Here is a 13,466-nt window from a genome sequence, read left to right on the forward strand (position 1 = left end):
TCGTGGACGCGGTTCGTGGACGCGAACGGGTCAAAGTCGGAAAAACATACTCTGACCTGCGGTAATAGGAGTGGAGCCTAGGGGAATCGAACCCCTAACCCCTGCCTTGCAAAGGCAGTGCTCTGCCAATTGAGCTAAGGCCCCTTACTGGTCACTGACCAGCTGGCTACCCGAAATCAGCGGGTGGTGACCTCACGCCAGAGGTCCGCGTCGTCGCGCTTGCGGAATTTGTTGACACCGATGAGAACGGCGATCGCAACACCGACCATGAGGACAATCTTCATGATTCCCACCCTACTGTGCTGTTCGGGAGTGGGCCTAGGAGGACTTGAACCTCCGACCTCTTCGTTATCAGCGAAGCGCTCTAACCGCCTGAGCTATAGGCCCGAACTCGTTTCGATCCCTGCCTGAGCAGTGAACCGCAACGAGAAACGAGGTTACCTTACCTGGCTCCCGATAACCAAAACGGCCGGTCAGACCCAGTTTTCTGGACTGACCGGCCGTGCCGGAAAAGCCTGCTCCTAGTCGGGATCGGCCAGGGTCACCTGGATGCCACCCACCAGATCGCAGCACTGGTTGTAGATGAACACGCCGACCGTGGCCAACGCGGTGAACAGCACCACGTTGATCAGGCCGATCACGCCCGCGTAGCCGAACACCGTGCCCGCGTCGATCAGGCTCGACGAGCTGCCCTCCTGGTTCAGCATCTCGCCCAGCGAGTTGTCCAGGTTGTCCCACACGCCCATGCCGGCCAGCACGATGTAGAGCAGACCGACGGCCAGCATCCACACGAAGAACAGCGCCACGCTGATCACCAGCGTGATCTTCAGGGTCGACCAGGGGTCGATCCGGCGGATCTGCACTGTCGCGCGTAGCGGCTCACCCGACGCGGCGGCCGCGATGGCCACCGGAGCCGCGGGCGAGACCGTGCTCGCCGCGGCGGCGCGCGCACTCGGCCCCATGTTGTGCTGGGGTTGCTGCGGCGCCATCGGCAGCCCGGGCGGCGCCATCGGCGCCTCGGGTGCCGGGTGGCGCACGTCGGACAGGTCGGGCATGTCCTTGACCAGTTCCGGACGCGCGATGCTGCGGGTGGGCCCGTCGATACCGACGGACTTCACCATCGCCGCTTCCTTGCGGGCCGCCTTGGCCGCCAGGTCCGCCGTGGTGCGGGCGTTGGACGCGCCACTGCCCTTGAGCCCGCCGCCCGACGGCGCGGGTGAGCCCGAGGAGGGTCGCCCCTGACTCGGGGATTCGCCGGGCCGGTACAGGTTCGACTGCGGTTCACGCTGCGGCAGCTGAGCCCACCCGTCCTGGTAGGGCGACGATTTGCTGCCCTTACCGTCGAACGAATCGGCCCCGGTCGCACCGGATTCCGGCGCCGCGCCCTCGGCCGGACCGCCCTGACGTGGGATCGGTCGCGGCGGGATCGGAGACGTGGCGATCCGCTCGGTGACGCCGTTGGTCTGGTTCCGATCGTCGTTCGACTGATTCGGTGTGGTCAATGGAATCCTCAGATCCGTTCGTTGCCGCCGCTATTTGGTGTGTTACTCCGAGGCCGCGTCGCCGAGGAGCTGATCGGGATCGGGCTCGTCGGCGTTGCGCGCGATCGCTAGCAAGGTATCGCCATCCGCGAGGTTCATCAATCGCACGCCCTTGGTCTGGCGTCCAGCTTTACGAACTTGCTTGGCAGCGGTGCGGATGACGCCACCACTGGAAGTGATCGCGTACAACTCGTCCTCGTCGTCGACGATGAGCGCGCCTACCAGGCTGCCACGCTTCGGATCGTATTGGATTGTCAATACGCCTTTTCCGCCACGACCCTGTGCGGTGTACTCCTCGATCGCGGTCCGCTTCGCATATCCGCCGGCCGTCGCGACCAGCAGATATGTCTCCAGACGGACCACATTGAGCGAGAGCAGCTCGTCGTCTGTGTTGAAGCGCATGCCCTGCACGCCGGAGGTGGCGCGACCCATCGGACGCAGCGCCTCGTCGGTCGCGGCGAAACGGATCGACTGACCGTGCGCCGACACCAGGAGCAGGTCATCATCGGACGAACACATCACCGCGCCGACCAATTCGTCGTCGTCGCGCAGGTTCACCGCGACGATGCCGCCGGAGCGGTTGGAGTCGAAGTCGGTGAGTTTCGACTTCTTCACCAAACCCGCGCGTGTCGCGAGCACCAGGTACGGGGCGTCCTCATAGGTCTTGAGCTGGATGATCTGGGCGATCTTCTCGTCCGGCTGGAAGGCGAGCAGGTTGGCCACGTGCTGACCGCGCGCGGTCCGGTTGGCCTCGGGCAGCTCGTAGGCCTTGGCCCGGTAGACCCTGCCCTTGTTGGTGAAGAACAGCAGCCAGTCGTGCGTGGACGAGACGAAGAAGTGCTTGACGATGTCGTCCTGCTTGAGGCCGGCGCCCATCACGCCCTTGCCGCCGCGCTTCTGCGAGCGGTAGAGGTCGGTCCTGGTGCGCTTGGCGTAGCCGGTCTCGGTGATCGTCACGACCACGTCCTCGCGGGCGATCAGATCCTCGTCGTTGACGTCACCGTCGGCGGCGATGATCCTGGTCCGGCGGTCGTCGCCGTACTTCTCGACGATCTCGGCCAGCTCGTCGCGCACAATCGCGCGCTGACGTTCCGGCTTGGCCAGGATGTCTTTGTAGTCGGCGATCTCGAGCTCGATCTTGGCCAGATCGTCGACGATCTTCTGCCGCTCCAGCGCCGAGAGGCGACGCAGCTGCATGTCCAGGATCGCGGTCGACTGGATCTCGTCGATCTCGAGCAACTGCATCAGGCCGGTGCGCGCGGTGTCGGTGTTGGCCGCGCGCCGGATCAGCGCGATGACCTCGTCGAGCATGTCGAGTGCCTTGACCAGGCCGCGCAGGATGTGGGCCCGCTCCTCGGCCTTGCGCAGCAGGTACCGGGTGCGCCGGACGATGACCTCGAGCTCGTGATTGACGTAGTAGCGAATCATCTGGTCCAGGCGCAGTGTGCGCGGCACACCGTCGACGATCGAGAGCATGTTCGCACCGAAGCTGGTCTGCAGCTGGGTGTGCTTGTAGAGGTTGTTCAACACCACCTTCGCCACCGCGTCACGCTTGACCGTGACCACGATGCGCATACCGACACGGTCGGAGGACTCGTCGTGGATATCGGAGATCCCCGCGATCTTCGCGTCCTTGACCTGCTCGGCGATGGAGTTCACGAAGTTGTCGGTGTTGACCTGGTACGGCAGCTCGGTGATGACGATCGTGGTGCGCCCACGCGCGTCTTCCTCGATCTCGACCACACCGCGCATGCGGATGGAACCGCGTCCGGTGGTGTACGCGTCGTGGATGCCCTGACCGCCGACGATCAGACCGTGGGTCGGGAAGTCGGGGCCCTTGACCCGTTCCATGCAGGCGGCGAGGGTGGATTCCTCGTCGGCCTCGTAGTTCTCCAGCGCCCAGTAGATCGCCTCGGCGAGCTCGCGGAGGTTGTGCGGCGGGATGTTGGTCGCCATGCCGACCGCGATGCCGTTGCTGCCGTTCATCAGCAGGGCGGGCACGCGGGCGGGCAGCACGGTCGGCTCCTGCGAGCGACCGTCGTAGTTCGGGACGAAATCGACCGTCTCCTGGTCGATATCGCGCAGCATCTCCATCGCGAGCGGCGTCAGACGGCACTCGGTGTATCGCATGGCGGCCGCGCCGTCGTTGCCGCGGGAACCGAAGTTGCCTTGGCCGTCGACCAGCGGGTAGCGCAGCGACCAGGGCTGGGCCATGCGCACGAGGGTGTCGTAGATCGACGAGTCGCCGTGCGGGTGGTAATTACCCATGGTCTCGGCGACCGGGCGCGCGGACTTCACGTAGCCGCGATCCGGGCGGTAGCCGTTGTCGTACATCGCGTAGAGCACGCGCCGGTGCACCGGCTTGAGGCCGTCGCGCACGTCGGGCAGCGCGCGGCCCACGATCACGCTCATCGCGTAATCGATGTAGCTGTTCTGCATTTCGGTCTGGATGTCGACCGGTTCGATCCGGTCGCCCGCACCGCCGGTAGGCGGCAGCGTGGTCTCAGTCATCAAATCTCCTTCGGGGGTCCGACGTGCGAGCGGGCGCGCTCGAGAGCGCTGCGCCGCTTACACATCGAGGAAACGGACGTCCTTGGCATTGCGGGTGATGAAGCTGCGACGTGCCTCCACGTCTTCGCCCATCAGCACGGAGAACAGCTCGTCGGCCGCGGCCGCGTCGTCGAGCGTCACCTGACGAAGCACCCGAACCGCGGGATCCATCGTGGTCTCCCACAGCTCCTTGGCGTTCATCTCGCCCAGACCCTTGTAGCGCTGGATGCCGTCGTCCTTGTTGATCTTCTTGCCCGCGGCGAGACCGGCCTCGACCAGCGCGTCACGCTCACGGTCGGAGTAGGCGAACTCCGGATCCGAACGCATCCACTTGAGCTTGTACAGCGGCGGCTGGGCCAGGAACACGTGACCGTGCTCGACCAGCGGACGCATGAAGCGGAACAGCAGCGTGAGCAGCAGCGTCGCGATGTGCTGACCGTCCACGTCGGCGTCGGCCATCAGGATGATCTTGTTGTAGCGCAGCTTGGCGATATCGAACTCGTCGTGGATACCGGTGCCGAACGCGGTGATGATCGACTGGACCTCGTTGTTCTTGAGGACGCGGTCGATGCGGGCCTTCTCGACATTGATGATCTTGCCGCGCAGCGGCAGGATCGCCTGGTACATCGAGTCGCGACCGGACTTGGCCGAGCCGCCGGCGGAGTCGCCCTCGACGATGTAGATCTCGCACTTGCCCGGATCCTTGGACCGGCAGTCGGCCAGCTTGCCCGGCAGCCCGCCCAGGTCGGTCGCCGACTTGCGACGCACCAGCTCACGCGCCTTACGCGCGGCCATCCGGGCCTGCGCCGAGGACACCGCCTTCTGCACGATGGTCTTCGCGTCGGCCGGGTTGGCCTCGAACCAGTGCTGCAGGTGCTCGTTGCAGGCACGCTGCACGAACGACTTGACCTCGGTGTTGCCCAGCTTGGTCTTGGTCTGGCCCTCGAACTGCGGCTCGCCGACCTTGACGCTCACGATGGCGGCCAGGCCCTCGCGGATGTCGTCGCCGGTGAGGTTGCCGTCTTTTTCCTTGAGGAGCTTCTTCTCCTTGGCGTACTTGTTGACCACCGTGGTGAGCGCCGCGCGGAAGCCCTCTTCGTGGGTGCCGCCCTCATGGGTGTTGATGGTGTTGGCGAAGGTGTGGACCGACTCGGAGTAACCCGAGTTCCACTGCATCGCGACCTCGAGCTCGTGGCCGGTGCCCTTGACCGTGTAACCGACGACCGAGTTGTGGATGGCCGACTTGGTGCGGTTGATGTGGCGGACGAAGTCAACCAGGCCGCCCGGGTAGTGGTAGGTGCGGGTCTTCACCTTGTGCTCGACCGCTTCCGCGGCGACGACCTCGGCATCCTTGGGCGCCTCGGCGGTCTCACTGACCACCTCGTCGATGACCTCGCCGTCGGCGACCCGCTCGTCGGTGAGCTTGATGGTGAGGCCCTTGTTCAGGAAGGCCATCTCCTGCAGGCGCCGCGCCACGGTCTCGAAGTTGTAGTGCGTGGTCTCGAAGATCTCCGGATCGGCCCAGAAGCGCACCGTGGTGCCGGTGGCCTTGGTCGGCTCGCCCTGCACCAGCTTGCCGGGCTTGGCGTCCTTGTAGGTCTGCGTCCAGTGGTAGCCGTCGGTGTTGACCTCGACCTCGACCTTGGTCGAGAGAGCGTTCACCACCGAGATGCCGACGCCGTGCAGACCGCCCGAGACCGCGTAGGAATCGGAGTCGAACTTGCCACCCGCGTGCAGCTGGGTCATGACGACCTCGATCGTGGGCACGCCCTGAGCGTGCATTCCGACCGGAATGCCACGACCGTCGTCGATCACCTCGACGCCGCCGTCGGCGAGCAGAGTCACCTCTACCTTGCTGGCGTGGCCCGCCATCGCCTCGTCGACCGAGTTGTCCACAACCTCCCAGATGAGGTGGTGCAGACCGCGTTCACCGGTGGAACCGATGTACATGCCAGGGCGCTTGCGCACCGCCTCGAGGCCTTCGAGGACCGTGATGGAGGAGGCATCGTAGCCTGATTTGCCCGATGCGTTGGAGTCGTTGGCAGCCACTTGTCGGTAGCTCTCCTTACTTGCTGATCCCTGGCGCAGCGATCCGGGCAGCACGCGCACGGCTCGTGGGGAGCCATCAGATATCACGGACTGCACAGCACGCGCCGAAGGTTCGCCGCTGGTTACGTCACCATCCTACTGGTAAGCCCAACTTACAGTGCACCTACGACACCCCTGGCTTCCCGCGTAATGCAAGAAATCGTCTCACTGCGAGACCTTTCCGCCTCTACGGGAATTTTGCCGGTCTTGGGAGCGAATAGGGCACGGGCTCGAACCGGCGGCCCGGTGGCGCGAGATTCGTGGCCGTACACCTACCGAAAGTTATCCACAGGCCCTGTGCACAGGTCCACAACTCGGGGCGTGAGAGCGGCGCAGGCGCAACGGATCTCGCCCCGGTCACCGCGCGGCTATCCGTAGGTATCGCGCGGGCCACGGCCCTTGATGTGGCGATCGCCCTTGCGCCAACTCGGCGCCGCGGGACCGGTGATGCGCAGCGAGGTGACCACTCCATGGCCGACGGCCGCAGCGATCTTGGCCAGGATCTGGCTCTGCAACATCCGCAGCTGGGTGGCCCACGCGGTGGACTCGGCCGCGATCTTGAGCACACCGCCTTCCAGCGTCACCGGGGTGGCATGTGAGGCGATGTCCTCGCCGACCACGTTCGGCCAACTGCCGAACACCGTGCCCTCCGCCACCTTGCCTGACCAGCCACGACTCTTCGCGAGCGAGCCGCTGAGCGCCCCCAACAGCTGCGGATCGCGAGCGTCGGGGCCCGAGCCGGACCAGCCGCTGCGGCGCCTGCCACCTGCCCGCAGCTTGCGCACCGGCGACGCCCTGCCCTGCCCCACGGACTTGCCACTCGCCTTCGCCGCGGCACGCGCCTCCTCCAACGCGCGCCGGGCCAGATCGATGCCGCGCAGTTCCGGTGCGGGTTCTTCCGGCACGGGTTTCCGCCTTCCGGTGTCGAGGGTGGCCGAGTGTGGAGGGAGTCTACGCCGGGGCGCCGACTGCCTCGTCGAGCATCGATCTGGCATATGTCCAGCATGTTGCGGGTTTTCCACAGGGGCTGGGGATAACTATCGTGATCTGTGCATATCTTCGGCGTGTTCGGCGACCTCGGGGACGATCTGTGAGGTACGTCGGTCTGCCTCGCCGGTCGTTTGCACACGCAACGGTTCGGCGGCCAGTTCCGACGGCACGTCCTCGGCCACCGCGGCCGTGATCAACACCTGTTCGGCGCCCGCTGCCACCTCCGCGAGCGCGGCGCGGCGGCGACGGTCGAGTTCGGCGAACACGTCGTCGAGCAACAGCACCGGTTCGGAACCCTCACCACGCAACAGCTCGAACGAGGCCAGCCGTAACGCCAGGGCGAACGACCACGACTCACCGTGGCTGGCGAACCCCTTCGCGGGCGCGCTGCCGAGCAGCAACTCCAGATCGTCGCGATGCGGACCGACCAGGCAGACTCCGCGATCGAGCTCCCGGTTCCTCGCGGTGGCCAACTCACGCAGCATGATCTCGTGCAGCAGCTGCGCGTCATCGGCCTCCGGCACCCTGGCCGGATCAAGGAGTTCCGGCGGCAGATATCCGGACCGGTAAGTGATTGCGGCAGGACGTGATTCGGGTGCGATCGACCGATATGCCTGGGAAACATAGGGATACAGATCGTGTACCAGGCGCAATCGCTGCGCGAGCAGCACTGCCGCATGGTCGGCGAGGTGACCGTCCCATACGTCGAGTGTGCCCAGATCGGCACGGGAACGAGACTGGCGCCCAGCGGTTTTCAACAGGGCCGAGCGTTGCCGCAACACCTTGTCGTAGTCCGCTCGCACGCCGGCGAGCCTGGGCAACCGGGCTGTGCACAACTCGTCGAGGAACCGTCGCCGCTCCCCCGGATCGCCACGCACCAGCGCCAGATCCTCCGGCGCGAACAACACGGTCTGCAGAATCCCCAGGATCTCGCGCGACCGGCGCACCGGCGAACGATTGATCTGCGCGCGGTTGGCGCTACCCGCCTTGAGCTCCACGTCCACACGCAGTTCCCGGCCGGTGTTCACCACACTGGCGCCGATCCTGGCCTGGGTGGCACCCATCCTGATCAGCGGGGCATCGGCGGACACCCGGTGCGAGCCGAGCGTAGCGAGATAGCCGACCGCTTCGAGCAGATTGGTCTTGCCGTTGCCGTTTGCCCCCAGCAGCACCGTGCGCCCTGGGGACAACTCGAGATCGGCGTGTTCCCACGAACGGAAATCACGGACCGACAGCTCACGGATGAACATGCAGGCCTAGCCGCCCCGCCCGGCTCAGCCGGGCAGCCGGACCGGCATCAACAGGTAGATGTACTGGCTTTCCAGCGCGGCGAACGCACCCGACTCGAGCACCTTGGGCTCCTCCTCGGACGCGGGCAGCAGCACGGCGGGACGGCTCGGAGTGGTGAATCCGAAGGTGACCCGATCGGTGTGCAGCGCGGCAAGGCCCTCGGTCAGGTACCCGGGGTTGAACGCGATGGTGAGCGCTTCGCCACGGAAATCGGCCTCCAGCCACTCCTCGGCGCGGCCCGCGTCGTCCCCACCCGCCGACAGCAGCACGCCGTCTGTGGAGAACTCCAGACGCACCTGGGCACCCCGCTCGGCCACCAGGGCCACACGCTTGATCGCCTCCGACAGCACGGCGACGGGCAGGGTGGCGATGGAGGTGTGTTCCTTGGGGAGCAACTGGCGGAACTTGGGGAATTCCGCGTCGAGCAGCCGGGTGGTGGTGCGTCGACCGCCGTTGACGATGCCGAGCAGGCCGTCGGCGCCACCGCCGCTGCCCAGCGACAGCTGCACGGGCGCCTCGGCCGCACCGAGGGTCTTGGCGGCCTCGGACAACGTGCGCGCCGGGATGAGCACCGCGGTCTCGATATCGGAGCGGGTGGGCTGCCACTGCAGGTGGCGCACGGCGAGGCGGAAGCGGTCGGTGGCGGCCAGCACCACGTCGTTGCCCTCGATCTCGACACGGATGCCGGTGAGCATCGGCAGGGTGTCGTCACGGCCGGCGGCGACCGCGACCTGGCCGACGGCTTCGGCGAACACGTCGACGGTGAGTTCACCGGTCTGCTGCGGTACCTCGGGCAGCTGGGGATAGTCCTCGACCGGCATGGTCGGCAGGGAGAACTTCGCGCTGCCACAGGCGATGAGTACGCGGGTGCCGTCGACGGAGACATCGACCGGCTTGTTCGACAGCGACTTGGTGATGTCGGCGAGCAGGCGACCCGAGACCAGGACCTGGCCGGGCCCGGCGACCTCGGCCGCGACGCGCATCTGCGCGGAGACCTCGTAGTCGAACCCGGAGACCGTCAGGCCGTTCTCGTCGGCCACCAGCAGCACACCGCCGAGAACCGGCACCGGAGGCCGGGACGGGAGACTGCGCGCCACCCAGGCCACCGATTCGGCGAAGTCCTCTCGGGCGACCCGAAACTTCATGCTCGCAAGCTCCATCGCCCGATTTGTCCTCTCCGAGTTTCGAATCCGTGTGCGGGGGTGTGTCAGCGGAGTTGAACTGCTGTGTCGGCCGCGCACTGAGTCTCGCACAACCGGCCGACAACCAAACGGTACCCGTGCAATGCGCGAACTCCGCATCGACCCTCCCGGTCGATTCCTTCTTGTCGGAGCGCCCGGTTCCGCCCCGTTCCTCCTTGCCTGCCTGTGAGTGAACCACCGACCGACCTCGAGCCTTCCCCACCGAGTTTCCACACACCCTGTTTTAAAAGAGTTCTCTCTAGAAGGAGAACCGAAGTAGTAGTAGGCACTGTGGAATCTGTGGATTTCGACCGAATCCGCAGGTGAGAGCCCTTGATGGCATGGGGATGGCCTTGGGGTGACTCGAGGATGAATCCGCGGTGGCTGTGGAGTCGTGAAGTTGTCCCCATTCCATCCTCGAGTTGTCCTCGAGTTGTTCCACCGGATTCACCCAGTTGTTCACACGTCGGGCCAGCCTGGTGGCAACGGTGGGGATTCCTCGAGGAGTCCACAGGGACTCCTCGAGGAATCCCCAGGCCGGATTCGGTGACGCCGCAGGTCACCGCTAGTGCACAGGTGTTAGTGGAGCGTCTTGTGGATGATGTGGACAACTGCCTGTGCATGAACGCTGCACACCCTCGCCCAACACCCTGTGCACCGACCGGTGCACAAAGGTGTGGATTCCTCGAGGAGTCCACAGGAATTCCTCGAGGAATCCACAGGGCAAAAAAGAACACCGCCCCAGGTCAGAGCGGTGTTCGGGGTTGGGGATGAAATCAGCGGGAGCGCTGTTTGATTCGGGCTGTGAGTTCTTGGACCTGGTCGTAGACGCGACGGCGCTCGGTCATCTCCTTGCGCACCTTCTTCTCCGCGTACATCACCGTGGTGTGGTCGCGACCGAACGCCTGCCCGATCTTGGGCAGCGACAGATCGGTGAGCTCACGGCACAGATACATCGCGATCTGGCGGGCCTGCGCCAGCGGACGGGCCTTGCCCGGCCCGGTGAGCTCCTCGAGCGTGGTGTTGAAGTACTCGGCGGTGACGGCCATGATCGTCGCCGCGTTGATCTCCAACGCCGCGGTGTCGGGCATGAGGTCGCGCAACACCACCTCGGCCAGCGAGAGGTCGAGCGGCTGCCCGTTGAGCGAGGCGAACGCCGTCACCCGGATCAGCGCGCCCTCGAGCTCGCGGATATTGCGCTCCACCCGGCTCGCGATCAGCTCGAGCACGTCGTGCGGCACATCGAGCCGGTCCATCCGTGCTTTCTTACGCAGGATTGCGATGCGAGTCTCCAGCTCAGGAGGCTGCACATCGGTGATCAGGCCCCACTCGAAGCGGGTCCGCAGCCGTTCCTCCAGGGTGGCCAGCTGCTTGGGCGGGCGATCCGAGGACACCACGATCTGCTTGTTCGCGTTGTGCAGGGTGTTGAAGGTGTGGAAGAACTCCTCCTGGATGCCTTCCTTGCCCTCGATGAACTGGATGTCGTCTACCAGCAGGATGTCGGTCTCGCGATAGCGGCGCTTGAACGCGACCTTGCGGTCGTCGCGCAGGCTGTTGATGAAGTCGTTGGTGAACTCCTCGGTGGAGACGTACTTCACCCGCATGCCGGGAAACAACCGCTGCGCGTAGTGGCCTGCCGCGTGCAGCAGGTGGGTTTTGCCCAATCCCGAAGCGCCCCAGACGAACAGCGGGTTGTAGGCGCGCGCAGGGGCCTCCGCGATGGCGACCGCGGCGGCATGGGCGAACCGGTTGGACGCGCCGATGACGAAGGTGTCGAAGGTGTACTTGGCATTGAGACTGGCCGACGAGGACTGCGGCGGCGCCTCGGGCGACTTGTTGAAATAGGTCGGCCAGTTGTTGCGGTTGCTGACCACCGGCTCGTCGTCGACGGGCTGGGCACCCGGCTGACCAGGGAACGGCTTGTCCTGGCCCTCGGCGCTCGGCTCCTCGGCGCGCGCGGGCGGCTCTTCGGCCGGTCTGGCGCGGTTCGGTGCGCGCGGCGACGGTTCGGGTGTGAACAGCGACTCCTGACCGGAGTGGTCGCGGCGCGGCGCGGCCGGCTGCTCACGGCGGGCGGGTGGTGCGGTCTCGGGGACCCGCTGGTCCGGACGCGCGCCACGGAACTCACCGCGGCCGCCGAACTCGGCGCCGGGATAGTCGGGTACCGGGTACGGCGCGGTCGGCTCGAAATCGGTGCCGGGGAATTCGTTGCGCTCGCCCTGGTACTCGGGTGCCTGGCTGTATTCCGAGGGTGCCTGGTTGTATTCCGGCTGCTGGCTGTATTCCGGGGGTGCCTGCTTGTACTCCGGCTGCTGGTCGTACTCCGACGGTGCCTGCTTGTACTCCGGCTGTTGCTGGTATTCGGGCTGTTGCTGCTGGTACTCCGGTTCTGCCTGGTACTCGCGGTGCCCCGCGTAGTCGTTGCGATCGCCGTATTCGCCGGGCTGTCCCGGGTACTCGCGGCCGCCGTAGCTGTTCGGGTAGTCACCGTTGGCCGGATATTCGGGGGGCGACTGATAGTCGTTGCCGTACTCGCCACCCTGGACGGGGTACTCGCCCGCGCCGTAGCGCGGCCTGCCGTACTCACCGCGAGCGGCGTAATCGGGAACACTGAAATCGGGGCCGGGATAACCGGCGGGTGGGCGCACCTGCTCGCGCGGACGCTCCGGCCTGCTCGTCATCCTGGCGTGCCGAGGCGAATTGCCTGCGCGCTCCCCCGCGGCCGGGCTCGGCGCGGCGATCCGCACCCCGAGTCCTTCCACTTGGGGACCCAGTCGACGGCCGAGCGATCGCAGGATCGGCTCCCGCAGATCACGCTCGATCGCCTCCTGTGCCAGCGAGGACGGAACCGACAGCAACGCGAAACCCTGCGCCACGGTGAGCGGCTTCACCAGCTTCAACCAGGCCTGCTGCGCGCGACTCACCGCCGGGATGGCACCGTCGGCAGAGCCGGTGGTGAGCTCGGCGACCACCTCCGGCCACACTGTGGCCAGTACATTCTGCTCGTCGTCCATACAGCGTCCTCCCCGGAGGCGGTTTAGTGGGACCCACGGCCTTCGCGCACGCCGGAAAGCACCCGTGAACAGGTGTAATCCAGTGATCCTGCGTACAACCGAAGCCGGTTCGAACGCTGTTGCCCGGTGATTCCGGGCTGCGGCGCGGGCACCGACGGCCCTACGAATATGCCACTGGGGCCGTCTGTCCACATAATTATCCACAGATGTGGACAAACCTGGGGATAAAGGAATTCTGCCAGCGTGTGGCAGTGAATGGGGCTGGACCTGCGGTTCTTCAGCAATCCCCCGGCTACAGAGGCTAGCTGGCCGCGCCGCACAAAGCCAGGGGTGTGGAAGAACTCACGAAAAGTGGCTGCTCGAGTCACTGTGCCCCGGGCGTGTCGTGGCAGGTCGGGGCCAGCTCCCTGCCTCGGGTGACCGTCCGGTAATCTGGATACAGTGCCGGTGACAGGTACCTGGGGGCCGAGTTTGACCCCGCCTTGCGGTATCAGTACCCTCGTACAGTCACCCCTTGGCGCGGTGGCGGCTCCGTGCTGCACATCGATCGCCAAGGCAATCTGTGCGTAGACCGCGGTCCGCAGCGCAGACAAATCATTTGTACAGACTTCGGGCGCCGAATGGCGCCCACCTACTACAGGAGTGTTGACCGTGGCCAAGGGCAAGCGGACGTTCCAGCCGAACAACCGTCGTCGGGCGCGCGTCCACGGCTTCCGTCTCCGGATGCGTACCCGTGCGGGTCGCGCCATCGTTGCGGCGCGTCGCCGTAAGGGCCGTACCGAACTGACTGCCTGATCGCGCGTAGTCGGACG

General features: G+C 65.9%; 9 protein-coding genes and 2 tRNA genes. 1 reads left to right on the top strand and 10 read right to left on the bottom strand.

The annotated features are described in order from the left end of the window. Nucleotides 1–71: 71 nt before the first annotated feature. From ACFWUR_RS28605 to dnaA, 10 genes are all read right to left on the bottom strand, one after another. A tRNA-Ala gene (locus ACFWUR_RS28605) sits at nucleotides 72–144 on the bottom strand. 32 nt (nucleotides 145–176) lie between these two features. Then, a complete protein-coding gene (locus tag ACFWUR_RS28610; RefSeq protein ID WP_218017147.1) occupies nucleotides 177–284 on the bottom strand; it encodes a DLW-39 family protein in 108 nt (35 codons plus the stop codon). Nucleotides 285–313: 29 nt separating this feature from the next. Beyond that, a tRNA-Ile gene (locus tag ACFWUR_RS28615) sits at nucleotides 314–387 on the bottom strand. 134 nt (nucleotides 388–521) lie between these two features. After that, on the bottom strand, nucleotides 522–1,502 hold the full coding sequence (locus ACFWUR_RS28620; protein WP_378910969.1) for a DUF3566 domain-containing protein: 981 nt from the start codon (nucleotides 1,500–1,502) through the stop codon (nucleotides 522–524). 42 nt (nucleotides 1,503–1,544) lie between these two features. After that, the gene (gene gyrA, locus ACFWUR_RS28625; RefSeq protein ID WP_378910970.1) at nucleotides 1,545–4,052 is read right to left on the bottom strand and encodes a DNA gyrase subunit A; all 2,508 of its coding nucleotides are present in this window, start codon (nucleotides 4,050–4,052) and stop codon (nucleotides 1,545–1,547) included. A 57-nt stretch (nucleotides 4,053–4,109) separates the two neighbouring features. Beyond that, entirely contained in the window at nucleotides 4,110–6,140 is a 2,031-nt protein-coding gene (gyrB, locus tag ACFWUR_RS28630) for a DNA topoisomerase (ATP-hydrolyzing) subunit B (RefSeq protein WP_378910972.1), read from the bottom strand. A gap of 407 nt (nucleotides 6,141–6,547) precedes the next feature. Continuing rightward, a complete protein-coding gene (locus ACFWUR_RS28635; RefSeq protein ID WP_378910973.1) occupies nucleotides 6,548–7,084 on the bottom strand; it encodes a DUF721 family protein in 537 nt (178 codons plus the stop codon). A gap of 132 nt (nucleotides 7,085–7,216) precedes the next feature. Then, nucleotides 7,217–8,419, bottom strand: a complete 1,203-nt coding sequence (recF, locus tag ACFWUR_RS28640) for a DNA replication/repair protein RecF (protein WP_378910975.1) — start codon at nucleotides 8,417–8,419, stop codon at nucleotides 7,217–7,219. Between the two features lie 24 nt (nucleotides 8,420–8,443). After that, nucleotides 8,444–9,619, bottom strand: a complete 1,176-nt coding sequence (dnaN, locus tag ACFWUR_RS28645) for a DNA polymerase III subunit beta (protein WP_378910977.1) — start codon at nucleotides 9,617–9,619, stop codon at nucleotides 8,444–8,446. A gap of 797 nt (nucleotides 9,620–10,416) precedes the next feature. Beyond that, nucleotides 10,417–12,654, bottom strand: coding sequence for a chromosomal replication initiator protein DnaA (dnaA, locus tag ACFWUR_RS28650; RefSeq protein WP_378910978.1), 2,238 nt, complete (start codon nucleotides 12,652–12,654; stop codon nucleotides 10,417–10,419). A gap of 651 nt (nucleotides 12,655–13,305) precedes the next feature. Between dnaA and rpmH the strand changes: the two genes are divergently transcribed. Further along, the gene (gene rpmH / locus ACFWUR_RS28655; protein WP_082843828.1) at nucleotides 13,306–13,449 is read left to right on the top strand and encodes a 50S ribosomal protein L34; all 144 of its coding nucleotides are present in this window, start codon (nucleotides 13,306–13,308) and stop codon (nucleotides 13,447–13,449) included. The last annotated feature ends 17 nt before the right edge of the window (nucleotides 13,450–13,466 follow it).

Source organism: Nocardia sp. NPDC058633 (assembly GCF_042717045.1).
GTDB lineage: Bacteria > Actinomycetota > Actinomycetes > Mycobacteriales > Mycobacteriaceae > Nocardia.